General features: G+C 61.9%; 19 protein-coding genes. 2 read left to right on the forward strand and 17 right to left on the reverse strand.

Annotated elements, in window-relative coordinates; translation table 11 throughout:
* Positions 1-93: 93 nt before the first annotated feature.
* Positions 94-507: a RidA family protein gene (locus JKL48_RS18040; protein WP_201985681.1), complete on the reverse strand. Its 414-nt coding sequence runs from the start codon at positions 505-507 to the stop codon at positions 94-96.
* A 209-nt stretch (positions 508-716) separates the two neighbouring features.
* On the opposite strand from JKL48_RS18040, the gene JKL48_RS18045 reads away from it, so the two are divergent.
* Both JKL48_RS18045 and JKL48_RS18050 read left to right on the forward strand, forming a co-directional pair.
* Positions 717-1535 carry an energy transducer TonB gene (locus tag JKL48_RS18045; RefSeq protein ID WP_201985683.1) on the forward strand — a complete coding sequence of 273 codons (819 nt, stop codon included), beginning with the start codon at positions 717-719 and terminating at the stop codon, positions 1533-1535.
* Between the two features lie 252 nt (positions 1536-1787).
* Positions 1788-3302 (forward strand): DNA integrity scanning protein DisA nucleotide-binding domain protein, encoded by a 1515-nt coding sequence (locus tag JKL48_RS18050; RefSeq protein WP_201985685.1) that lies wholly within the window; start codon positions 1788-1790, stop codon positions 3300-3302.
* 378 nt (positions 3303-3680) lie between these two features.
* Here JKL48_RS18050 and JKL48_RS18055 read toward each other — a convergent pair whose 3' ends face one another.
* The 16 genes from JKL48_RS18055 to JKL48_RS23630 all read right to left on the reverse strand — a co-directional run bounded on the left by JKL48_RS18055 (position 3681) and on the right by JKL48_RS23630 (position 23007).
* Complete coding sequence (locus JKL48_RS18055; protein WP_236668893.1) at positions 3681-4178, reverse strand: PaaI family thioesterase; 498 nt, start codon at positions 4176-4178, stop codon at positions 3681-3683.
* Between the two features lie 27 nt (positions 4179-4205).
* Positions 4206-4730 carry a PPC domain-containing DNA-binding protein gene (locus JKL48_RS18060; RefSeq protein WP_201985687.1) on the reverse strand — a complete coding sequence of 175 codons (525 nt, stop codon included), beginning with the start codon at positions 4728-4730 and terminating at the stop codon, positions 4206-4208.
* A 35-nt stretch (positions 4731-4765) separates the two neighbouring features.
* On the reverse strand, positions 4766-6043 hold the full coding sequence (locus JKL48_RS18065) for a hypothetical protein (RefSeq protein ID WP_201985689.1): 1278 nt from the start codon (positions 6041-6043) through the stop codon (positions 4766-4768).
* Positions 6040-6801, reverse strand: a complete 762-nt coding sequence (locus JKL48_RS18070; protein ID WP_201985698.1) for a hypothetical protein — start codon at positions 6799-6801, stop codon at positions 6040-6042. The genes JKL48_RS18065 and JKL48_RS18070 overlap by 4 nt, the downstream gene beginning before the upstream one ends.
* Positions 6802-6930: 129 nt before the next feature.
* A complete protein-coding gene (locus JKL48_RS18075; protein ID WP_201985700.1) occupies positions 6931-7509 on the reverse strand; it encodes an RNA polymerase sigma factor in 579 nt (192 codons plus the stop codon).
* A gap of 564 nt (positions 7510-8073) precedes the next feature.
* A complete protein-coding gene (amaB, locus tag JKL48_RS18080) occupies positions 8074-9678 on the reverse strand; it encodes an L-piperidine-6-carboxylate dehydrogenase (protein ID WP_201985703.1) in 1605 nt (534 codons plus the stop codon).
* A 214-nt stretch (positions 9679-9892) separates the two neighbouring features.
* Positions 9893-11086, reverse strand: a complete 1194-nt coding sequence (locus tag JKL48_RS18085; RefSeq protein ID WP_201985705.1) for an AAA family ATPase — start codon at positions 11084-11086, stop codon at positions 9893-9895.
* A gap of 319 nt (positions 11087-11405) precedes the next feature.
* The gene (locus JKL48_RS18090) at positions 11406-12908 is read right to left on the reverse strand and encodes a S1C family serine protease (protein WP_236668894.1); all 1503 of its coding nucleotides are present in this window, start codon (positions 12906-12908) and stop codon (positions 11406-11408) included.
* A 237-nt stretch (positions 12909-13145) separates the two neighbouring features.
* Positions 13146-13667 carry an Hsp20/alpha crystallin family protein gene (locus tag JKL48_RS18095; protein ID WP_201985707.1) on the reverse strand — a complete coding sequence of 174 codons (522 nt, stop codon included), beginning with the start codon at positions 13665-13667 and terminating at the stop codon, positions 13146-13148.
* 258 nt (positions 13668-13925) lie between these two features.
* A complete protein-coding gene (locus JKL48_RS18100) occupies positions 13926-14732 on the reverse strand; it encodes a hypothetical protein (RefSeq protein WP_201985709.1) in 807 nt (268 codons plus the stop codon).
* Between the two features lie 338 nt (positions 14733-15070).
* Positions 15071-16258, reverse strand: coding sequence for a M20 metallopeptidase family protein (locus JKL48_RS18105; protein WP_201985710.1), 1188 nt, complete (start codon positions 16256-16258; stop codon positions 15071-15073).
* Positions 16259-16382: 124 nt separating this feature from the next.
* Positions 16383-16961 carry a hypothetical protein gene (locus JKL48_RS18110; RefSeq protein WP_201985712.1) on the reverse strand — a complete coding sequence of 193 codons (579 nt, stop codon included), beginning with the start codon at positions 16959-16961 and terminating at the stop codon, positions 16383-16385.
* Positions 16936-17610 (reverse strand): deoxyribose-phosphate aldolase, encoded by a 675-nt coding sequence (gene deoC / locus JKL48_RS18115; protein ID WP_201985715.1) that lies wholly within the window; start codon positions 17608-17610, stop codon positions 16936-16938. Before deoC ends, JKL48_RS18110 begins: the two co-directional genes overlap by 26 nt.
* A 61-nt stretch (positions 17611-17671) precedes the next feature.
* The gene (locus JKL48_RS18120) at positions 17672-19405 is read right to left on the reverse strand and encodes a gliding motility-associated C-terminal domain-containing protein (RefSeq protein ID WP_201985717.1); all 1734 of its coding nucleotides are present in this window, start codon (positions 19403-19405) and stop codon (positions 17672-17674) included.
* 125 nt (positions 19406-19530) lie between these two features.
* Positions 19531-21255 (reverse strand): T9SS type A sorting domain-containing protein, encoded by a 1725-nt coding sequence (locus JKL48_RS18125; protein WP_201985736.1) that lies wholly within the window; start codon positions 21253-21255, stop codon positions 19531-19533.
* Between the two features lie 255 nt (positions 21256-21510).
* Positions 21511-23007, reverse strand: coding sequence for a T9SS type A sorting domain-containing protein (locus JKL48_RS23630; RefSeq protein ID WP_201985738.1), 1497 nt, complete (start codon positions 23005-23007; stop codon positions 21511-21513).
* Positions 23008-23136 lie beyond the last annotated feature (129 nt).

Here is a 23136-nt window from a genome sequence, read left to right on the forward strand (position 1 = left end):
GGTCGAACGGTGAGCAGCAATTCAATCCGTACAGGCGTGACAAGGTCCTTCGCGCTGCTCAGGATGACAGACGAATTCAATTACTCAGCGTGCTTACCCTTGCAGCGCCGCAATGCACTTCAGTTCGATGGCAATGGGGGTGGGCAGGCAGTTGATTTCGAGGGTGGTGCGGCAGGGCTGGGCCGTGGCAAAATATTCGGCGTAGAGGCGGTTGTAGGTGGGGAAGTCGTCCTGCATATTGGTCAGGAAGACGGTGACGTCCACCAAATCGTCCCATCTCGCGCCGGCTTCCTCCAGAATGTAGCGCACGTTCTGGAACACGGCGTGGCACTGGCTTTCGAAGTCGTATTTGAGGATGTTGCCGTCCTCGTCGAGTTCAACGCCGGGCACGGCCATGTGGCCGCGCTGGCGGGGGCCCACGCCCGAGAGAAACAGCAGGTTGCCCACGCGGCGGGTGTAGGGATAGGCGCCCACGGGCTCGGGGGCGCGGGAGGGTTGTTCGGTCATGGCGCTTCGCTTAATGAGCAATGAAGAATGAGGAATGAAGAATTACCCTGACGGGTTAAGGATTTAAGTATTTGCTGCAAAAGAACGTTATTCCCTGCGGGAAGGCCGTATCTGGCAGCCGACGTGCCTTTCTTTGCAACGGCACGGCACCGTTGGCCGGGCTCCTTCTTCATTCCTCATTCTTCATTGCTCATTAAGCGAAGCGTCCTATGAAATCTCCGCTGCTCCTGCTCCTCGGTTGCCTCAGTTTCTTCGGCTTCAACGCCCACGCCCAGAAGCGCAAGATGCCGCCCAAGCCCTCGGCCGATGCCGTGTACGACTCGGTGGCCCAGCCGGCCGTGCCGCTGGGCGGCACCGAGAAGTACGCCCGCTTCCTGGCCGACCACCAGAAATACCCCGCCACGGCCATGCAGAAGGGCATTCAGGGCACGGTGAAGGTGAGCTTTATTGTGGAAAAAACCGGCACCGTGAACGAAGTTAAAGTCCTCACGCCGCTGTCGCCGGAGCTCGATGCCGAGGCCATCCGCCTCATCAAGAGCGGCCCGAAGTGGACGCCGGCCAAGCACCTGCGCAACCAGGTGGTGCGCCAGCGCGTGGTGGTGCCCATCTCGTTTGTACTGTCGCCGGGCAGCACCGTCACCATCGGCGGCCCGGCCAAAGAACGGCCCATCACCACCTCTGCGGCTGACATTGCCGCCTCGGCTCACCCCGACCGGCCCGCCGTGGTGGCCCCCGACCGCGCCACCCAGCCCGTGGGCGGCAACGAGGCTTTTTTCGAATGGATTGAAAAAAACCAGAAGTACCCCACACTGGCCCGTCAGCGCAAGATTCAGGGTAAAGTAATGGTCGAGTTTATAGTGCAAACCGATGGCAGTCTGACCGATGCGCGTGTGATTAAACGACTCGGTTCTGGCCTCGACGAAGAGGCCATGCGCCTGATTAAGACGGCACCGAAGTGGGAGCCGGCCATGTTTCAGGGCAAGCCAATAAAGCAAAAGATGGTGTTGCCGGTTCTATTTCAGCTGTAGAGCGGTTTGAACGTTAAACGCCCTTCCTGAGCAAGCAGGAGCCTGCTGGCGCGCAACGGCAGCGGGGGTGTTTTCGGGCGTCGAACAACGCCTCCGCGATGCCCGCTTTGCTCACGCAACCGCTTGTGCAGCACCGTCCCCATCCGTGTCGGTGGCTCGAACAGGCTCTTCTGCTACGTCGCCCTCTACTCGTAAAAAGGGCGTTTTTTGGCTACCCTTCTTCTCGCTCCACCCATGCTTTTTTCCTGCGCTTTGCCCATCCTTCCCATGCCGTCCGTCGTTGTTTCGTCAGCTACCCAGCTTTGGCCCCATCAGGTGCGTTACCGCCAGGGCGCTCAAACCTTGGCGCAGGAACTGTTCGATGGGCTCGACGACGACCTGAAGCCCTACGTGCTGCTGCTGGGCCTGCCCACCGACGACACGCTGCCCGCCCGCTGCCTGGAACCGGAAGACTGCAACCTGCCCGCCGAGGCGTTTTCCGACGCCATGGCCCGGGGCCGGGTCATTCAGCACACCACCTCCTGGCCCTATCCGGAGCGCGATGATGTGACGCCCGAAACCGTGCGCCGCAAACACCAGGGCCTGGGCATCCGCGCGGCCGTGCAGGAAACCCTCGACCTGCTGGACGAGCACAGCGGGCAGTACCAGCACTTTGCCGGCTGGCCGGTTGAAATCAACGGCTACTTTGTGGTGACAGTGCTGCGCCTCCAGCGCAAGCCGCTGCGGGCTTTCCCTTCCCTGCGGCCAGCTCGCTACTACACCGATGGCAAGCCCTTGGCGCCCTCGCTGGTACTGGCGGCCATGTATCGCTTCAGCGAAGAAGGCGTGAAGGCGCTGAGCGAGCCGGAGCCCGGCGCCAGCTTTATTGTGCGGCCCCGTGAGAGCGAGGAACTGTTACGCTCGGCCGGCAAAACATTCCTGGATACGCCCGCCCAGGCCCTGGGCCTCGACCCCGCCACCACCAAGCTTTTTGCCACCTGCAACACCATCAGCAGCCTGCGCTACGAGGGCGCCGAAGGCGTGGGCAAGATGCTGCTGGCCCGCCGCGGCCACCCCAACGTGGAGGAAATTTTTGCCCTCACCTGCCCCACCGAGCTGACGGACTACCGCGCCGTGCGCAAGCTATTGGAGATGACCACGCCCGACGTGCACCTGCTCTCCGACGGCGAAAACGTGTACGCCCTGGGCCGCCAGGTGGGCCACTACGATGCCGTGCGCGAGGACTTGTTCGTCATCAACTTCGTGACGCACTACGCCTGGGAGCTGCAGCACGCCAGCCATGTGCTCATGCGCTCGCACTACGGCCTGCCCGGCCTGCCGCGCACGCGCCTCAGCCGCCCCGAATTCCGGCGCTCGCTCAAGCGCACGTTTGGCCTCACCGACGGCGCCAAAATTGAGCGCCTCTGGGACGTGGTGCTCGAAGCCAGCCGCCAGAAGCACGGCACCCTGCTGGTCATCACCACCGAGGCCCTGGCCGAAGCCGACCGCCTCAAGCTGCAATGCACGCTCATCGAGCCCGTGCCACTCACGCCGCTCATCACCCGCCTCGTCACCAGCATCGACGGGGCCGTGCTGCTCGACCCCGAAGGCTACTGCTACTCCATCGGCGTCATCCTCGACGGCCGGGCCTCGGGCCGGGGCGATGGCACCCGCGGCGCCCGCTACAACTCGGCCCTGCGCTATGTAGAAAGCTCGGCTTATCCCTGCCTGGCCGTGGTGGTGAGCGAAGACGGCATGGTGGATGTGATAACGCCGGTTCAGGAATAAAGCAATATGTGCGGGGACTGTTACCACCGCGGTTTCTTTGTTTTTCCCACTTATTGGAAGTTCGATACCTTTGCGGAGGAGCTACAGCAGAAAGTAACGTACGGTCCGTTGCAGGCGGTGGCATGCGCTGCCAACTTTCCGGACAGTATTGGCAAGCCAGAAGCTTTTTACCGATGTCCGTCGTGCCGGGAAACCTGGGCGCTTTCCAGCCCGGACAATGCATGGCGCGGCTATTTTCTACCCATGCACATGGCGAAAACATATCTTCGAGACACCCAAAGAAAAGCCTTCATTCGGGGGATTATTCGCAAAATCCTGCTGCTGGCAATTGCTGCTTACCTCTTCTGGAAATGGCTGCATTAGCCCCGCCCTGCCGTCCTATTTTTTCGCCCGAAACGACCAGGTGAGGCGGAACACGGCCACTACGTCGCCGGCTTCGTCCACGCCGGTGCTGGTGCACTCCACGGTGCGGCCTTCGCCAGTGGCTCGGCTTTCGGCTACGGCTTGGGCAATGCGCGCCCCATCGGGGCAAGTGAAGGAAATCAGGCCCACGGCTTTCTTGGTGAAGTCGCCCTGAATGCCCGTCACCAGCATCGAAACCGGGCTGCCTGCCTGCACCTGCATCATGGCCTGAATGCCGCTGGCCAGCTCCGCCGCCATGGCCAGGCAGGCAAAATAGAGGCTACGAAACGGGTTTTGGGTGAGGTACTTGTAGCGAATGGTAACAGTCGCAGCATCCGGCGAAAGCACCGTGAGGCGCAGGCCCGCCAGCCACGCCATGGGCAGCTTGCGCAGCATAAACAGCCGCAGCTTCAGTGGGTTGAGCACCTGGCGGCGGAAGGCGGCGGCCTGCGGAGTGTCGGCGGTGGGGGTCATATTATGCTGCTAGGATTACGCTTATGGTCACGGTTTAGTCGGCTTGGGCGCGGCCGGATGTACGACCAACTCTTTGTAGCCAAAAGTGGCATCGGTTTCGCGCCGAAACTCCAGCTGCGACAATTCGCCCAGTACAATTTCAGCCGTGGTATACACCCGGCAGCCGTCCAGCAAATGCCCGCCGATGGTGCGCCCCGTGCTGTCCGACACCGCCAGGTGCAGGTGCGAGCCGTTGGTGGAAAGCGTGCCGACCAGCGACACGATTTCAAAATGGCCCCGGTACACCGTGGGGCCTTCCTGGTTGGCCAGCCGCAGCGTGGCCACCGTCAGGCTGCCCACGCAGGTCAGCATCGTGCCCGCCACAATATGGTTGGCCTGCACAAAAGCCGTGAGCTGCTGGCGCAAATCATCGCCGGGCTTCAGGCGCAGGGCGTAGGTTTTAAGCGCGGAGGACTGGGCAATGGGCACGGCGGCGGGCGAAATAGGTGTTGGCCGCTGGGCCAGGGCCGGACCGGCTAGCAGCCCAAGCAGCGGCAAAAGCAAGCGTTTCATGGCCGAAGGTAAACCACGACCGTGCTCTTGCGCCCCTATTTGCTGAACCGCACCGTGCCGTAGCGCACCTTGATGTTGACGTTGCCGGCCCGCCGCGCGGGCACCACGCCGCCAAATACGCCCAGCACGTCGCTGGTTTGTGGGCCGTTTTCCTGCGACAGCACCCGTACCAGGTTCTTGTCCACCAACAGCTGCCCTTGCTCGGTGCTCACATCGAAGCGGAAGCCGGGCGCATCGGCAAAGCCCAGCCGAATGGTGCTGAAGCCCCCGTCCAGATTTACCTGCCGGAAATTGGCGCCCATGTCGCGGACCACGAAGTCGGGGCAATAGCGCAGGGCCATGTCCAGGGCTTCATCGAGTTTGGCGATGGTGAAGCGCGAGTAGCCCGACGAGCCCCGCAGGTTGCGCACGGTGCCCAGGGCCACGTCGCCGTACTTGCTGTGCACGGTCAGGTCATGCACGGTACCAATGTCCACGTCGGAATAGTTGTTGCGCAAGTCCACGGTAGTGCCTTCGTCGAGGCGCAGGCGGGCGTAGCTGGCATCGATGCTGGCGCGGCCAGCGAAGGGAATATTGCAGTCGCCGTTGCCAATACGCACCAGGTTGCGCGGGCCGTTGAGGCGGCCGGTGCGCAGGGCTCCGTACTCCACGGCCAACTCGGTGGGGCCACTCAGGTCACCGGTAATGGCTACCTCGCCGAAGCTGTTGTACACGCGCAGGGCGGTGGTGCGGGGCAGCCACACGGTGTAGTTCACCTCGTAGCGGCAGCCGCCCGCGCGCCCGCGCAGGGCCGGGCCAAATTGCGTGCTCACGGCCACACCGCCGGTTTTGCAGTCGTAGTCCAGCCACTGTACGCCCAGCGCATCCAGCACCTGCCGCACTCCGGCTTCGGTTTCGGAGCGGGCCACCAGCTCAGCCTCTACTTTGATTTCGTGCTTATTCCACGGGTTGATTTGCACCCGGCCGTAGCGCGTGTCCAACGAAAACGGCCGGCCGGCTTTGGGCACCGAATAGCTGCGGCTGATGTGGCGGCGCTGCTCTACCTGCAGGCTGGCCATGTCCGGGGTGTCGGTTTGGTCCGGCTGGGGGTTCTGCGTCTGAGTCAACGTTTGCGGCGGGTTCTGCGGCTGGGTTGGGTCGGGGCCAAACAGGGCTTCTTCGGCCCGGCGTGCCTCGGGCGACAGCACTCGCACGGCCACTTCGGAGCCCACCACTACCCACTGGCCCGACTGAGCCACGGCCACCGGTGCCAGCAGCACGCTCATGGCGGCCAGCACGGCACGGCCCCACCGAAGTCCGTTGCGCAAACTCATTCGGCCTGGCGCCGGCTGTCGGCCAGCACGTAAGAGCCCGTGTTGCGGTCCGGTTCAGTGGTGGTGCCCAAGTGCAGCTGCTGGTCCAGAATGTCGAGGCGAATTTGCAGGTTGCGGTTCATGGCTGTGAGCACGGCATCGGGCTGCGGATGGTGCAGCAGCTCCTGCTTCAGCTGCCGGTAGCTAGAGTCGAGCGACACCAGTTCGCTTTGCCAGTCCGCCGTCATGCCCGCCGCACCGGGGCCGTTCAGCTGGCGCAGCTCGCTCTGGCGGCGGGCCAGTTGGTTGGTGTAGTAGGTTTCCATGCCCCGCACCGCCCGCACCAGTTGGCTGTCGGCGCCGGTGCTGCGCTCGGTGGCGGTCAGGGCCAGCGGGTTGCCGCCCTGGTACAGCGCGGCATCAGCACCAGCAGTAGCTTCTTGGCTGGGCTGCACGGTGGCAACAGTTGGTTCGGCTTCCTGTTGGTTGGCCTTCCAGGCCTCGCTGGCGCCCGCGGCAAAAACCAGCAAAGCCAGGGCGGCGGCCACACCGTAGCGCTGCAGCCAATTGGCCCGCTCCACTGCCGCTGGCTGAGCAGCTGGCAGGGAGGGCCTTTCCTCGGCCAGCCGCATGGCGGGCGTGGCCGTAGCCGTGGCCGCGGGGGCAGCCAACTGCTGCTCAAGCGCGGCCCATAGGTCGGGGCGCGGCTCGTGGGTGTCGAAATCGGCCCGGTGCCGCTCGACGAAGTTTTCCAAAGAATCAGGCTTAGTAGTATCCATGAGAGAGAAGCAGACGCACGATTCGTCCAGGTTCAGATTGGGCAGCGGGGCTATATGAAAACCGCCATCGGGCGAAAAAGGATGAAGGGTAGTGAAAACGATAAGTAATGAATGCCGGAAAAGAATACGTTAACCAAGGCCGCGCTGGGCGGCCAATTCGCGCAGCCGAACCCGCGCCCGGCTGTATTGGGATTTGGAAGTAGACTCGGAAATGCCCAGAATGCCGGCAATTTCGAGGTGGTCGTAGCCTTCCAGCAGGTACAGGCTGAGCACCACGCGGTAGCCATCGGGCAGTTCCTGAATGCAACGGCGCAGCACATCGGCCCGGTAATGGGCATCGGCTTCGTCCTCGGGCGAAAGGCTGGGGGCCTCCGCGGGCTCTTCGTGGTGCTGCTCGCCCAGCGGCACCAGCGCCAGCCGGCGCTGCCGCAGGCAATTGATGCTTTTGTTGACGACGATGCGCTTCAGCCACGCCCCAAAAGAGGAATCGCCCTTGTAGCCGCTCAACTCCCGGAAAGCACTCAGAAAAGATTCCTGGAGCACGTCCTCGGCCTCGGCATAGTCGCCGGTGATGCGCAGCGCCGCGTTGAACATAGCCTTGGAGTAGCGCCGGTAGATTTCGGCCTGGGCCTGGCGGTCGTTCAAGCGGCAGCGCTCCACCAGCGGGGCGTTGATGTCGACGTAAGCGGAGATGGAGAGGGCTTCCATGTGCAGAAAAAGCGGAGTATTAAAGAGCTTAAGCGCCGAAGAGACTACGTGGCTGCCTCAAGGGTTGCACCGGTTATGTGGCTACGCTTAGCAGTAAATTTAGGCGCTTCTTACCTTTTTGCAATCAACCCTTCTTTCCTTTCCATGCTGCGTCATCTACGTCCTTTTCTGCTGCCCGCGCTACTGGCTTGTAGCAAGTCCGACTCTAATTCCATTATTGATTTCGGTGAAGGACAAGCATCACCTACCGAAACGGTTAAAGCCTACGCCGGCCCGCAAGGCCCTGTTCCCGGACGGGGGCTCTGGTCTCAACGCCCCAAAGACCTTCCCTGGCTGCGTACACTGCCGACTATCCCAACCCATCGGCGAGCCAATCCAATTTGACTATCCCGGTACCTTCCTTGGCCCTAACGGGCTGTGCCGGCTTTGTTATGCACTATTCTGAGCCAATATTTTGGCCTACAAAGGCCACAGAGGTGTGCGCCACCAGTAAGCCAAGCGCCTAAAAAGGAAAGCCCCGCCAACGTATGGGTAGGGCTTTCCTTTTTTATCTGAATCCAAGGATTACACGTCGAACTTAATGCCCTGCGCCAGCGGCAGTTCAGTAGAATAGTTGATGGTGTTGGTCTGGCGGCGCATGTACACTTTCCAAGCGTCGGAGCCGGATTCGCGGCCGCCGCCGGTTTCCTTCTCGCCCCCGAAAGCTCCGCCGATTTCGGCCCCGCTCGTGCCGATGTTCACGTTGGCAATGCCGCAGTCGGAGCCGCTGGCGGCCAGGAAGGCTTCGGCCTCGCGCAGGTTCAGGGTAAAGATGCTGCTGGACAAGCCTTGGCGCACGTCGTTCTGCAGGTCGATGGCGTTCTGCACCCCGCCGCTGTACTTGATGAGGTACAGAATGGGCGCAAAGGTTTCTTCCTGCACCGTGTGGTAATGGTTTTCGGCCTCTACCAAGGCGGGCTGCACGTAGTGGCCGCCGTGCAGTTCGGCGCCGCTCAGCACCTGGCCGCCGGTGAGCAGCGTACCGCCTTCGGCCTGCACCTTCGCCAAAGCATCTTCGAACAGTTTCACCGCGTCGGCATCAATCAGCGGGCCCACCAGCGTGCCTTCCTGCAACGGATGGCCAATGGGCAGCTTGGGGTAGATGCTGAGCAGGCGGCTCTTCACCTCCTCAAAAACGCCGTCTTCGATGATGACGCGGCGGGTGCTCGTGCAGCGCTGCCCGGCCGTGCCCACGGCGCCAAACACGATGGCGCGAATGGCGATGTCGAGGTCGGCATTTTTGGTAACGATAATGGCGTTGTTGCCGCCCAGCTCCAGCAGGGCGCGGCCCAGGCGGGCGCCTACCACCTCCCCTACTTTGCGGCCCATGCGGGTGCTGCCCGTGGCCGATACCAGCGGCACGCGCTTGTCGGCGGCCAGGGCTGCTCCAATCTGCGCATCGCCGATAATCAAGTTGAACACGCCTTCGGGAATGTCGTTTTCAGCCAGCACGTCGCGGATGATGTGTTGCACGGCCACGGCCGTGAGCGGTGTTTTTTCGGAGGGTTTCCAGATGCACACATCGCCGCACACGGCCGCGAGCATGGCATTCCAGCTCCACACGGCCACCGGAAAGTTAAAGGCCGAAATGATGCCCACAATGCCCAGGGGCTGGTACTGGTCGTACATGCGGTGCGCCGGGCGTTCCGAGTGCATGGTGAAGCCGTGCAGCTGCCGCGAAAGGCCCACGGCAAAGTCGCAGATATCAATCATTTCCTGCACTTCGCCCAGGCCTTCCTGCAGAATCTTGCCCATTTCGGCGCTCACCAGCTTGCCCAGCGGCTCCTTGAACTTGCGCAGCTTGTTGCCAATCTGGCGCACAATTTCGCCGCGCTTGGGGGCCGGCACCAGCCGCCAGGTTTTGAAGGCTTCGGCGGCGGCCTGCACCACGGTTTCGTAGTCGGCCGGGGTGGCAAACGCCACGCTGGCCATGCGGCGGCCATCGGCGGGCGCGTTCACGGTGCGGCGCTCCGTGTTGGCGTGGCCGCCCCAGGTGCGGCCGGTGCTGAAAGCAGCATTGTCCGACTCGACGCCGAGCTGGCGCAACACGTCCTGAATGCCGTGCGGGTCGTGGTGCGGATGGGCTACGGTAACGTCGGGAGCGGTGGCTTCTTCGAGGGCTTGCTTCATGGAGTTTGCGCAGGAAATGGGGTGGGATGATGCACCGGCAAATCTACGGCTGCTTAGGGAGATGAGCGGGAGGGCCGCTAAGGCAAACGCCTAGCTGCGCGCACCCGAAGGCCCGCCTCTGCTAGCGCGTTCCAGGTGAATGGACTACGCTTGGCGTAGCGTGCATTGGCCGCGCCCGGCAGGACGTGCTATTTCTCCCTTTAGTGCTCTACGTTTACATCACCTTGCGAACCACGGGCTCCTGGGCCAGGTGGTGCAGGTTGTTGAACACATCGTGGCTGTCGCGGCGCAGGCTGCGCACTTCCTCGTCAGATAATTGCCGCAGCTTGGTTTGGAAATCTTTGTAATAGGCCACAAATACCGCGAGCTCGGGCACGCGGTTTTCGTAGGGCACCATGTTCTCGAGCACGTCGCCGAAAAGCTGCGGGCTGTGCGTGGTCACAAAAAACTGATTTTCCTGCTGCGTGGCAATACGCTCGGCCAGTTGCGCTACATAAATCGGATACGAATGCGCTTCCGGCTCTTCCAGCAGAATCACCGCTTGGTGGTTCGATTCCATGGCCGCCAAGTGAAACCCATAACGCTGCAAGGTATCGCCGCTGCTGGAATACGGATAAGCGAAACTCAGGCCGTCCAGCTCTTTCATCACCTCAAAGCGACCAGCGTCGGGGCGCACGCGCATGCGCAGGTTGTGGTCGGCAAAAAGCGTGGCAAATTCCTGGCGTAAGTCGGCGTTGTTTTCCAATACCTGCACCAGGTTGTTGCCGTGGGGCGGGCGCAGCGATGCTTCGGCGTAGCGGCGGTTGAGCGGGCCTTTGCGCTTGAAGCTGTAGGGCTTCACCGCGCGGGGTTGCCAGGCTGGAGTAGAAGTAAGGTAGTGGCCGCCTTCGCCGGGCTGGTCCATTTTGCCTTCCCGGTCTATTTCGGTATACAGAAACCCCGGCTCCGGCAAGGGGCCCGCGGCGACCAGGTGGTCGTGGAGGCGGTGCAGCAGTTGGGCATCGTCGCCGTTGCGGGTTTTGCTGCGCCCTTCCAGCAGCGGCAGTCCCAGTTGGGCCCGCAACAGCCGGTAAGCGGCCTGGCTGAACACACCGTATTGGAAACGCTTGTCGTGGCCAGTTCCTGCCCGCCCCAGCAAACACACGTCGCGGTCGGTTTCGATGCGAATCGGGTTGGTCATCAGGCTGTCGTGAAAAAGCTGCGACGGCTTCTCGTAGCGGATGAAGCTGCGCATAAACTTTTTCTTGTGCTCGTACGGCAAGCTGCCCAACAAGCACATGGCTTCCAGCACAGTCGATTTTCCCACATTGGGCTGGCCAATGATGAGATTAACCCGCCGCGGGTGCAGCACGGCGCTTCTAATCGACTTAAAATTCTGAATATATAAAGTGTTGATTACGTTTTCCATGCACGGGTGGAAGCAGAACAAAACCGGAGCGGCCGCCGGCCAAACCGTAAGATACAACCTCCCGGCTTGGGATACTCACTTACGAGAAAAACCGCGAACTGGCCTTAAAGATGGGGCCGATTTCACCGCATTTCAAACTTTTTTTGCCTGACTCTCAATCCCCTATTTGCACTTTACCGGTGTCGCGGACTTCCATTCGCAAGGTATCAAAATGCCCCGTGCATTAGTCCCAAATTGAGAGAAAAAAAGCCCCTTGGTATCAGGCAAAAAAAAAGCCCCAGCCGAAGCGGCAAGGGCTTCTTTTCAACTAAAAATCTTATTACTCCTGGCCAATGGGATAATAGGCTTTGCGGCCATCGGGGTAAACCCCTTCCACCAAAGCGCCCGAACTTTCACGCGCCTGGTCCAAATAGTTTTTCACGTCGGCGGGCTTGGTCACCTGATGCTTGTCGATGCGGGTGATGATGAAGCCATCGGCCATGCCCGTTTCGCGGAAATTGCTTTCCTTGATGCCGCTGATTTTGGCGCCGCCTTCCAAGCCCAATTTGGCCAGGTCGCGTGCCGGTACAGCCGCAACGGTCGCGCCCTCGTACTTGATGGACGCCGCGGCCGCATCCTCCCGCACCACGCCCGTGGTGCCGGTGGCGTTGCGCAAGGTAGCCTCCGTCGTGCTGGCCGAACCGCCCCGCAGGTAGCTTACTTTAATCTTATCGCCGGGGCGGAAGCGGGCCACCTGCTCCTGAAGTTGCGAGGAGGTGTTTACGGCCACGCCGTTGATTTGGGTGATGATGTCGCCCATTTTCAGGCCGGCCTGGGCAGCGGCGCTGCCTTCGGTGAGGCCCTGCACATACACGCCGTTCAGGGTGTTGAGCTTCTTCTCGGAGGCCAGCTTGGCGTCGACTTCCTGAATCTGCACACCGAGCAGCGCCCGCTGTACCACTTTGTATTTCAGCAGGTCATCCACCACTTTGCTGGCCAGCGAGCTGGGAATGGCGAAAGCGTAGCCCTCGAACGAGCCGGTGTGCGAGGCAATGGCCGAATTGATGCCAATCAGGTCGCCGTTGAGGTTGACGAGGGCGCCGCCCGAGTTGCCGGGGTTCACCACGGCATCGGTCTGAATGAACGACTCGATGCCCATGTTGTCCTTGCGACGTAGGATGTCAATGTTCCGGCCCTTGGCCGAGATAATGCCGGCCGTCACGGTCGAGTTCAGGTTGAAGGGGTTGCCCACGGCGAGCACCCACTGGCCCACTTTCACGTCGTCGGAGTTGCCGTACTTCACGAAGGGCAGGTTGTCGGCCTTCACTTTCAGCACGGCCAGGTCGGTATTGGGGTCGGCGCCCACCAGCTCGGCCTCGAACTTGCGCTTGTCGTCGAGCACCACTTCAATTTTGGAGGCTTTGTCGATGACGTGGTTGTTGGTGACGATGTAGCCGTTGGCGGCAATGATGACGCCGGAGCCGGAGCCCTGGCCGCCGCCCTGCGGCTGCTGGCCCTTAAACTGGTCGAACTGGTCGCCAAAAAACTGGCGCAGGAAGGGGTCCATCTGCATCTGGCGCTGGTCCACGGCCGGCGCGGCGTATTCGGTCATGACGTGCACCACGGCCGGGGTTACGGCGGCGGCGGCGGCCACGAAGTTCAGGCCTTCGGGCACGGTGTAGGGGCTGCTCCGCATCTCGGAAGTGTAACGCACCTGGGGGTCGGCGGCTACCGCCTGCTGCACTGAGGGAGCAGGTTCCAGCAGCTTGTACCCCCCCACGGCCACGCCGCCGCCCAAAATGGCGGAACCGAGCAGGCCGAGCATCATTTGTTTTGCTTGCATGGGTAAGGGAAAATGAAAAAAGTGGAGTGGGTGATTGAAGAGCCTAATTTACGATTTCGAGCATGAAAACCGGATGAGTCGGGGCCGGTTTTTACGCTAACGCTCGAAAGATTCGCTTTCGCATCTAAAGGTTGCTTTTAGCAGAAAATGGGCCAAGGGAAGCGGTGCGTACAGGCAACAACCGATTCTGCAAAAAAGGCACCCGTCAGGGTGCCTTTTTTGCAGAATCGTCCGGTATTAGCGGACTTCGATGTGTTGTTTCGTCACTTTTTCCGTGTCGAAGGGCAGCGTCACGCGCAGGATGCCGTCGGTCAGCTCGGCGCCGATGGCTTTCACGTTCACCGTTTCGGGCAGGCGGAAGCTGCGGGTGAAGGCGCCGTAATTGGTTTCGAGGCGGCGGAACTTGGGCGCAGCCGGCGCTTCGGGGGCTACCACGGCCGGCTTGTTTTCATCGGTCGGGTTGGCTTCGGTGGCCGTAGCAGCGGCTTCTTTGGCGGCAGCGGCCGGGTTGGGGCGCTCGCCGGATATCACTAGCTGGCCATCGAGGAATTCGATGTTGACGGCTTCTTTTTTCACGCCGGGCAGCGCCAGGTGCAACTCAAAGCCACTGGCCGTTTCGAGAATGTCGGCAGCGGGCGTGAAAGCGGGGGTGGGTTGGGTGGTAGCGGTTTGCGGCTCGTGCAGCATGTCGGCGAGCATGGCGCTCAACGCACGGCTGGGACGCAGGGAAGGACGGGTGTTATACAGCAGAGTTGCCATTGGTATTAAATAATTAAGAGTTTGTGTGAAAGGGGTGCTGCCGAGTGGCGCACACTGGCTTTCCTTAAATTCTATACCAATCCATTACGAGGGCTTTTTACAAGACAAATTGTCTTATTTTACTGAATTTAGCAAACATGCGTCGACAAGCACAACTATAAATATGTCATTCAAGAGCCATAGAAGCACTATTCAGATATCCGCGCAAACTGAAAATTTGTCAGCAAGCGTGGACGGGGCTACTAGTGGCGGCCCCTGTTAGTGTTGCGTGGGCAATGGCTGGCGGTCGTTGGCAGTGTGCCATTGCAGTAGCGTGAAGCGGATATCAAGCCCCAGCACTGGAGTTACCAGATTCACGCGGGCGGCGGGAATGATGCCGTTGGAACCGCTCTGCTCCAGGGCGAAGTAGTAGGCAGTTTGGTAGGCAAACCACGGCGTTATATCGAATTCGGGCGCTAGCCGAAGGCCCAGTTCACCGCGCAGACTGGTGAATTGGATGGTGCGCTCTTTGGTGTCGGTATCCGATTTGAGCAGGCGCACGTGCGAGTCGGCCTGGTAGCTGAGGCGCGGACGCAGGCCGAAATCGCCGAGAGCAATTAGCTTTTCTAGGTCTACGCGCAAGCGGGCATTGGTCTGGGCCAGCGCGTACTTATCGCCCGGAAGTGTGCGTTCCAAGCTCAGGCGCTGCCCAAACGTGAGCGGCCCAATGGCACTGCGGTGGCGGACCAGCACCTCAGGCAGCACCACGTAGCTGCCGTAGCCCGAGTAGTAGCCCAACGTGCCGCCCAGGCTCCAGTGCTCGTTCCAGAAATGCTCGTAACCGGCAGTCACACGCCGCTCATCGAAGCCCAGGAAGCGGTTGGGGTTGGAGTAGCGACTGTCGTTATAATCGGTGTTGTTTTGGCCGCGCACCGCCAGCAGCAGGTAGTCGTGGCCGGGCAGGGCCAGCTCAGCCTGCGCTTCGGGCCACAGCTGCAAGCCGTAGACTGCGCGACGGGTTTGGGCAGCGGCCGGGTTTGCCAGCAGGAAGGACAGGAATAAAAAGCAGGGCAGGCTTCGTTTCATGGCAGGTAAAAAAGGACAGATTCCGTGGTATTGGGACAGCCCTATTGTGGAATCGCAGTGGCTAGTAGCCCAACTTTTTGCCGTTTGTCATCTGAGCCTGCGAAGAACCTGCTCACGCTTGCGGCGACTGATTTACTGCAAACTGTTTGTTCTTCGGGGAGAAGGCCCTTCGCAGGCTCAGGATGACAGCTTTGAGGAATTGCGAACGACTTCATCAGCTACTGTGAGGACTTACAATGAAGCTGTTTGGGAAGGGTGCCGTTTGCCGGTCCGACGCCTACGGCGTCGGACCGGGCGGAACCGTCTTTCTAAACAGCTTCATTGTCTGCGCTACGGGCTTATTGCCCCAACTCCTTGATGGCCAGCCACGCCATCAGGCCCGGCCCGGTGGCTAGGGCTTGCTCGTCGATGTCAAACGTGGGCGTGTGCACGGACGAGGCAAACCGGCCATCCTCGTGCCGGGTGCCGAGGCGGTAGAAGCAGGCCGGCGCGGCTTGCGAGAAGTAGGCGAAATCCTCGGCGGCCATCCACTGGTCGAGCTCCACCACGTTTTCGGGGCCGAGGTATTCTTCGGCGGCGGCGCGCACGCGGGCCGTGAGGGTGGGCTCGTTTTCGAGGTAGGGGTAGCCGTGGCGAATTTCCAGCTCGCACACCGCGCCCATGCTTTCGGCCAGGCCCTCGCACAGGCGGCGCAGGTGCTGGTGGGCCTCGGCGCGCCACTCCTCGTTGAGGGTGCGGAAGGTACCTTCGATGTACACTTCGTTGGGGATGACGTTGGTGGCGCCGTTGGCGATGACCTTGCCAAAGCTGAGTACAGAGGGAATTTTGGGACTGGCGCGGCGGCTCACAATCTGCTGGGCCGCCACGATGATGTGGGCGGCCACCAATACGGGGTCGAGGTTCATTTCGGGCATGGCGCCGTGGCCGCCTTTGCCCCGAATGGTGAGATAAAGCTCGTCGGTGCTGGCCATGTAGCGGCCGGGGCGCAGGCCGATTTTGCCGGCCGGCAGGTGCGGAAAAACGTGCTGGCCGAGCACGTTGCTCACGGCCGGGTTTTCCAGCACGCCTTCCTTAATCATAAGCGACGCGCCACCGGGCAGGCGCTCCTCGCCGGGCTGAAACATGAGCTTGACGGTGCCTTTGAACTCGCTTTTCAGCCCGGCCAGGATGCGGGCCGCGCCCAGCAGCGAAGCCGTGTGCACGTCGTGCCCGCAGGCGTGCATCACGCCGGGGTTGGTCGATTTATAAGGGATGTCGCTGGTTTCCGTGATGGGCAGCGCGTCCATGTCGGCCCGCAGGGCAATGGTGGGGCCGCCGGGCTGGCCTTCGATGAGGGCCACCACGCCGGTGTTGGCAAGGGGCTGCGGCGCGAGTCCCAGCTTTTCCAATTCCTTCGTCACAAAGGCAGCCGTGTTCACTTCCTCAAACGACAGCTCGGGGTGGGCGTGCAGGTGGCGGCGAATGGCCACGGTATCGGCCGCATGCTGGGCAGCGAGGCGCTGGATACGGGGAATGAGTTCAGTCATAGGATAGTCAGAACGTCCTGCTGAGCAAAGTCGAAACATCTCTACTGCGAAACTAAAGTTGATTAGTGCTGCGGTAGAGATGCTTCGACTTCGCTCAGCAGGACTGCCTTTCGGTTTTCTTGCGTTACGGGTTCTTGTTCAGCAGTACCTGGGTGGGTTCCAGTTCCAGTTTGGGCGTGAGGCCGCGCAGCCGGGCCATGCCACGGGCGGCTTCGAGCTTGGTGAGGTAGTCGCCGATGTAGAGGCGGTACACGGGCGACTTGAACGTGAGGTAATCGGTTTCGTCGGGGTAGCGGCCAATGATGGAGCGGCGAATGGCCATCACCTTGTCGCGCTCCAGGCCCAGGTACACCAGCACGCGGTAGCCCTGGGCGTACTTCACGTTTTGGTTGGTGTAGGCCTGGTCGCGCAGGCGCTGCTCCATCTGGGCATTCACCTGATTGGTGGGCGGCACCACGGCCCGCGCGCTGCTTGCCCCCGCCGTGGCCCCCGCCGGTTTGGGCGCCGAAAACACGGGGCGGTATTTGGCCACGTCTTCGGCGGGCAAGGGCGCGGGAGCCGCGGCGGTGGGCTTGCGCAAGGTGGTATCGGAAGCCGGGGCGCTGGCTTGCGGGGCCTGCGGGGCCGTGCCGGCGCAGGCCGCCAGAAAAAACAGCGGAGAGGCCAGCAGCATCAACTTACGCTTGGGCAGCAGTGGGTTCATTGGTTTCAGCAATCAGGGCCAGACTATTGGACGAGCCGATGCGGTCGGCGCCGGCGGCTACCAGCGCCAGCGCGGCTTCGCGGGTGCGAATGCCGCCGGCGGCCTTAATACGCACCGTTTTCGGGAGCGAACGGCGCAGCAGCTCCACGTCGGCCACCGAGGCGCCCCGGCTGGCAAACCCGGTGGAGGTTTTCACGAAGTCGGCCTCGCCGCCTACGCACAGCTGGCAGGCCAGCACTATTTCTTCTTCGCTGAGCAGGGCCGTTTCGATAATGACCTTCAGCACCGCCTGATGCACGTGGCACAGGTCGGCCAAATCCAGAATTTCGGCCTGCACGGCTTCTGCTTTGCCCGATTTCAGGGCCGAAATATTGATGACCATGTCCAGCTCCGTGGCACCGTCGTACAGAGCCACTTCGGCTTCCTTGAACTTGGCGCTGGAGGCCGCGTAGCCCAGCGGAAAGCCAATGACGGTGCAAATGCCCACGGCCGTGTTTTCCAGCCTGGTGGCGGCCAGCGCCACGTAGCACGGCGGCACGCACACGGCGGCAAAACCGTGCGCGGCGGCCTCCTCACAAAGCTGAATAATCTGGGCTTCGGTGCAGTCGGGACGCAGCAGGGTGTGGTCGATTTGGGCGGCGAGGTTCATGGAGCAAAGGTAACGTGGGATGCTACCATTACGTTGAGCCCCGCGGCCGGGGCCACCGCCGTTACCGAACCACCTCCAACCAACCCCGGTAGCGGGCACCGCTGGCTGGGTTGCGAAGCAGGTAATAGAACAGGCCGGCCGGTTGGCCCGCGGCATCCCAGGTGTTGCGGTAAGCCGCCTGCTGGTACACCAGCCGGCCCCAGCGGTTATACACAGTCAGCTCCCAATCACCGGCCGGCAGGCCGTGGCACACAAACCGGTCGTTGGGCCCGTCGCCGTTAGGCGTGATGATGTTGGGGATTTGTATTGGGCAAGCATCCGCGCCTCCGGGCTGGGTGCAGTCGCCGGGGCCAACGCCAGCATCAGGGCCAGAGCCGGGGTCAGGATTGCCGCCAGGGTCTGCGGGCGTAGGCACATCGGCGAGGGAGGCCAGGTAGGCAATGCGCGCCCCAACCGGGCCGGCAAGGGGGTGGGTCCCGAACGAAAGCGCGGGCGTGGCCCCGCCGGCCACGTACACCACCGGGCCCACCACGGCTACTCCCGTCCCGAAATCATAATTGGTTCCGCCAGCGCGCTGCGCCCAGGCAAAGGCCGGGCCGGTGCTGGCGTCCGTGAGCTTGGCCACGAACAGGTCGCAGTATCGCTCGTCAATGTCGGTGGTGGCATTGGCCAGTGTGGCGGTTCCAAAGCGGGTAGTAGCGCCGAAGAAATCGCCGGTGAGGTAGAGTGCGCTGCCGCTCAAGGCCAGGCCATACAGGTCTTCCTGCCCGGTGCCGCCGGCCCGCGTGGCCCAATCGAAACGGCTGCTGGCGCCGGTGTCGGTCAGGCGGGCCACGTACACATCGGAGCCGCCCGCGCTGGTCAGCGCGGTGCTCCCGACGGTGGCAGTTTGGCTGAACTGGCCGGCGATGTAGAGCGTCGAGCCATCGAGCAACGGCCCGGCTATATTGTCGTTACCGGGGCCCCCAAAGCTCTGGGCCCACACCGCACTCGCGCCCGGCCCGGTATCCACAAATTTGGTCACAAAGGCGTCGGTGCTGTAGATGTCCGAGCCGGCGGCTTTGCTGAGTGTGGTGCTGCCGAACGTAAGCGTGGGACCGGTGAAGGTGCCGCTGAGGTAGAGGCTGGTGCCGCTGACGGCAATGGTTCCGGCTCCCTCGTGCCTGGGCCCACCCACGCGCTGCGCCCAGTCGAAAGCAGCGAGCGGGCCGTAGTCGGTGATGCGGGCCAGAAACATATCCGTGAAGTCGTTGCTGGAATTGGCATTTACCAGCACCGTGCTGCCAAAGTCGGCCGTGCGGCTGGCAAACGCGCCCGACACATACACGCTGCTCCCACGCACCGCGAGGCCCCCAATGAAATCCTCGGCCTCGCCACCGGCGCGCACGGCCCAAACAAAATCGGCAGTGGCTCCGGCATCGGTTAGTTTGGCCACATAGATGTCGGCCGGATAGCCGCTGTTGCTAACTGCCGCATTGAGTTTGATAGCGCCAAACGTAGCCGCACTGCCCAGAAAGCTGCCGGCTATGTAAACGCTGCTGCCCTTGACAACTACCTGGCCAGCGCCATCACTTCGTGAGCCCCCGGCCCGCCGCGCCCACACAAATGCCTGCGTGGCAATGTTCCACTTGGCGACGAAGGCGTCGGCATCGCCGGCACTGGTCAGCGTGCTGGCCCCAAAGCCAACCGTGCCGAAAAAATAGCCCACCAGGTAGAGGTTGTGGCCGCTGCTGTCGGCCACCGTGGCTTGCACCACCGAGGTGCTTCCGGCGGCTTGGCTGGGAGCAATGGCCATCTGCCAGGCTGGAGCTTGTCCCCGCGCGTCAAGCCCAGGCAGTGTTAACAGCGCCCCGACAACCAGTAGAAAAGCAGCGCAGAACTTCATCGGGCCAAGATAGACAAGCGGCCGAAAACGCTTGTCTACTCCACCACCAGCCGGCGCGTAGCCGTGCTACCGCCCACAGCCACACGCACGGCGTAGAGGCCAGGGGCCAGGCCGGTCAGGTCCAGCTCGGCGCGGGTGTTGGAAGCGGCGCTTTGGCTGCGCACGGGCCGGCCCAGGGCATCGAAGACGGTGAGCGTGGCCGGGCCGGACACGGCAGGCAGTTGGACCGTGACCGCACTGCGAGCGGGGTTGGGGTAGAGGCAGAAATCTGTCAGCGCAAGGGGGGCAGTAGTGGCCAGAGGGGTGGTGGCCAGCGTGGCCAGAAAGCCCACGCTCACGGCGGCGGCCGTTGTAATAACCTGGCTGCCAAACGCGGCCGGCGGCGTGAGGCCGCCGCCCACAAACACGGTACTGCCCAGCACCGACACGCTGGCGGCCTGGTCGGCGCCCGTGCCTCCCGCCTTCTGCGCCCACACGAACGTGCCGGCCGGCCCCGAGTCATTCAACTTCGTCACAAATACATCGGCGGTGCGCGCGGTAGCCATCGACGTATTGGCCAGGCTAATGGTCCCGAAGCCGGCGGTGGCGCTGGTGAACCCACCGGCCACGTACACGTCCGCACCGCTCGCGGCCAGGGCGGTGGCCTGGTCGATGGCGGTGCCGCCGGCCTGCTGCACCCAGGTAAAGGCACTGGTTGTGCCGGCATCGGTCAGCTTGGCGACAAAGACGTTGGCCGTACCGGCGCTCACCACCCCGTTGGCATCGAAAACCGCGAGGCCACTGAAAACGCCGGCTACGTACACGCTGGTGCCGTTCAGGGCCAGGGCCGTGGCAAAGTCGGCGCTGGCGCCCCCTGCGCTTTTGGCCCAGGCCACGCCCACGTTACTGCCCGTGTCCAGAAATCGAATCACGTACGCATCGCGCCCGCCGCTGCTGCTTAGGGTAGTGTTGCCGAGGTTCAGGTTGCCGGTGTAGTCGCCGGCCAGGTAAATGCTGGCCCCATTGGCCACCAGGGCCGCCGCTGCGTCGTCGGCCGCCGCGCCGCCAAAGGCCCGCGCCCACACAAAGCTGGCGGTGGTGCCCGCATCGGTGAGCTTGGTGAGGTAAATGTGGGCCAGGCCGGCGGTGGTGGCCCCGGCGGTGGCGTTGGTGAGCGTGAGGCTGCCGAGCGTGGCCGTTTGGCTGCGGAAGGTGCCGGTGAGGTACACGCTGGTGTTGCTTACATCCAGCGCCGTGGCCCGGTCCTCGTTGAGGCCGCCTACCGGCTGCCCCCAGACAAAACTCGTGCTGGTGCCGGCATCGGTCAGCTTCACCACGAAGCCATCCGTCGCGCCGGCCGCCGTCAGGTTGACACTGCCGAAACTAGCCGCCACGCCAAAGGTACCCGCCACGTACACGCTGGAACCCCGCACAGCCACGGCCAGGGCCTGGTCGTTGTTGGCGCCGCCGGCCCGCTGCACCCAGGCAAAGCGCTGGTTGGCCACGTTCCACTTGCCCACAAATACATCGTTGGCCCCGGCGCTGGTGAGCAGCGCGCTTCCCATGGCCACCGTGCCCGCAAAGTAACCTGTGATGTATAAATTGGTACCAGTGGCATCGGGCACGGTAGCCGTCACGGTGTAGGCGCCGTTGCTGGCCGAGGCCAGGGCCGTGGCCGTTTGCCAAGCAGGCGCCTGGGCACGGGCCGCCACGGTACCAAACAGGCCGAAAAGCAGGCCGGTAACCAGCCGGCTGCGCACGAGGGTAAACAGGTGTTTCATAAAAAACCGGGGTAATGGGTGACGGAACTGCGCCAACTGGCTACAGCAGCGCCTAACGCTACGATGACCATTTGGTGCGGAATTCTGCATTGACACCTCAACCTTTTACCGGTTTAATACCAGGGCGATAAAAATCAGAAATGTCCCGCAAGGCGCTGAAAAGGCATCTTCACCGACCTGCCCCTCTCCTATCAATTATCCAGTTTCAAATCGGCCCCGGCATTTTGTCACCATTCATAAAATGCTTACCCGCTTCTATTCCACGTCCAACCGGTGTGTAGCGGTGCTGCTGCCGACGGCCACCCGCACGGCGTAGAGGCCGGGGGCCAGGCCGGTCAGGTCCAGCTCAGTGGTTGAGTTAGGGGTGGCCGTTTGGGTGCGCAGGGTGCGGCCCAGGGCATCGAGGATAGTGAGCGTGGCCGTGGCGGTGCCGGCCGGCAGCTGCACGGTGGCGCGGCCGTGGGCGGGATTGGGGAAGAGGCGGATGCCTTCGGGGTGCAGGGCCGCAGCGGTGGCGGTGAGGGTGGGGTCGGCGAGGGAAGCTAAAAAGCCCGTTGAAGCACCAATAGGCGCGTTAATTGCAAAAGCACCAAATGTAGCGACGGGAATAATGCTGCCCCCTACATACACCGCGCCATTGCCCAATGCAATAGAAGAAGCACCATCCATTCTTGTACCACCGGCACGCTGAGCCCAACTAAAACTGCCTGTCGTGCCTGCATCTATAAGTTTCGCTACAAACGCATCAGAGCCGCCAGCAGTCGTTAATGTTGTGGTCCCGAAACTGCCCGCGGTGCTTCCAAAAGCACCGCTGACATACACGCTGGTTCCATTCAGGGCTAATGTATTCACTTGTTCACCACTACTGGTGCCTCCGGCCCGTTGCGCCCACACGAAATTGCCGCTGCTGCCGGCATCCACCAATTTGGCTACAAATGCATCAAGTGCCCCCGCACTGGTTAGCGTGATGTTGCCAAAATTCGCAGTCGCCCCATAAAAGCTTCCCCCTACATATACGCTTGTGCCACTCACTGCCAACGCATAGGCAATGTCTGAATTTACACCGCCAGCTTTTTGAGCCCAAGTAAAGCTGGCGGTTGTGCCGGCATCGACGAGCTTGGCGATAAATATGTCTTCGCCAAGACCGGTATTGTTAAGGGAAATAGCGTCAAAGCTGGCTCCTGAACTGAAGAAACTTCCTGCTACATACACAAAGGGGTCATTCACCGCCAAGGCATAGGCAGACTCATATTCTATACCGCCGATTTTTTTTGCCCACACGAAGCTGGCGCTAGTGGCATTGTCGGTGAGTTTGGCCACAAAGGCATCGGTGAAGCTACTATTGGAATTTGCCAGAGTTGCGTTGCCAAAGCGTGCTGAACCACTAAAGAAATCACCGGCAACATAAACTGAGCCTCCACTCACTGCCAGTGCCCGCGCGTAGTCCGTATTAGTTCCGCCCGCTTGCACAGCCCAAGCGAAGCCAGCCGAAGCACCTAAGTCGTTAATTCTGGCTATGAATACATCACTCGTTGAGAAACCGCTGCTGTTGCTCGCACTGGATAGCACGATGTTGCCAAAGCCTACGAATTGTCCGTTGAATGAGCCTGTCACATACACAGCCGTACCGGCTACGGCCAAGGCCGCCGCTTCGTCATCTTCGGCGCCGCCGGCTCGCTGCACCCATGCGAATGAATTGGTGACGGCATTCCACTTGGCCACAAACGCATCAGTATTGCCGTTACTTGTCACACTGATGGCACCGAAAACTGCGGTTCCAGTGAATGAACCGGCTAGGTAAATGTGAGGTGGTCGGGTAAATCTGGACAGAATAGGGTCTTATCTTTCGAATGTCATGAAAGACAGCCCTTCACCCAACAA

The organism is Hymenobacter rubidus, assembly GCF_016734815.1.
GTDB lineage: Bacteria > Bacteroidota > Bacteroidia > Cytophagales > Hymenobacteraceae > Hymenobacter > Hymenobacter rubidus.

Excerpts from the sequence above, each read along its gene's own strand:
- JKL48_RS18040 (WP_201985681.1), bottom strand. The coding sequence starts at position 507 with ATGACCGAACAACCCTCCCGCGCCCCCGAGCCCGTGGGCGCCTATCCC.
- JKL48_RS18045 (WP_201985683.1), top strand. The coding sequence starts at position 717 with ATGAAATCTCCGCTGCTCCTGCTCCTCGGTTGCCTCAGTTTCTTCGGC.
- JKL48_RS18055 (WP_236668893.1), bottom strand. The coding sequence starts at position 4,178 with ATGACCCCCACCGCCGACACTCCGCAGGCCGCCGCCTTCCGCCGCCAG.
- JKL48_RS18060 (WP_201985687.1), bottom strand. The coding sequence starts at position 4,730 with ATGAAACGCTTGCTTTTGCCGCTGCTTGGGCTGCTAGCCGGTCCGGCC.
- JKL48_RS18065 (WP_201985689.1), bottom strand. The coding sequence starts at position 6,043 with ATGAGTTTGCGCAACGGACTTCGGTGGGGCCGTGCCGTGCTGGCCGCC.
- JKL48_RS18070 (WP_201985698.1), bottom strand. The coding sequence starts at position 6,801 with ATGGATACTACTAAGCCTGATTCTTTGGAAAACTTCGTCGAGCGGCAC.
- JKL48_RS18075 (WP_201985700.1), bottom strand. The coding sequence starts at position 7,509 with ATGGAAGCCCTCTCCATCTCCGCTTACGTCGACATCAACGCCCCGCTG.
- amaB (WP_201985703.1), bottom strand. The coding sequence starts at position 9,678 with ATGAAGCAAGCCCTCGAAGAAGCCACCGCTCCCGACGTTACCGTAGCC.
- JKL48_RS18085 (WP_201985705.1), bottom strand. The coding sequence starts at position 11,086 with ATGGAAAACGTAATCAACACTTTATATATTCAGAATTTTAAGTCGATT.
- JKL48_RS18090 (WP_236668894.1), bottom strand. The coding sequence starts at position 12,908 with ATGCAAGCAAAACAAATGATGCTCGGCCTGCTCGGTTCCGCCATTTTG.
- JKL48_RS18095 (WP_201985707.1), bottom strand. The coding sequence starts at position 13,667 with ATGGCAACTCTGCTGTATAACACCCGTCCTTCCCTGCGTCCCAGCCGT.
- JKL48_RS18100 (WP_201985709.1), bottom strand. The coding sequence starts at position 14,732 with ATGAAACGAAGCCTGCCCTGCTTTTTATTCCTGTCCTTCCTGCTGGCA.
- JKL48_RS18105 (WP_201985710.1), bottom strand. The coding sequence starts at position 16,258 with ATGACTGAACTCATTCCCCGTATCCAGCGCCTCGCTGCCCAGCATGCG.
- JKL48_RS18110 (WP_201985712.1), bottom strand. The coding sequence starts at position 16,961 with ATGAACCCACTGCTGCCCAAGCGTAAGTTGATGCTGCTGGCCTCTCCG.
- deoC (WP_201985715.1), bottom strand. The coding sequence starts at position 17,610 with ATGAACCTCGCCGCCCAAATCGACCACACCCTGCTGCGTCCCGACTGC.
- JKL48_RS18120 (WP_201985717.1), bottom strand. The coding sequence starts at position 19,405 with ATGGCCATTGCTCCCAGCCAAGCCGCCGGAAGCACCTCGGTGGTGCAA.
- JKL48_RS18125 (WP_201985736.1), bottom strand. The coding sequence starts at position 21,255 with ATGAAACACCTGTTTACCCTCGTGCGCAGCCGGCTGGTTACCGGCCTG.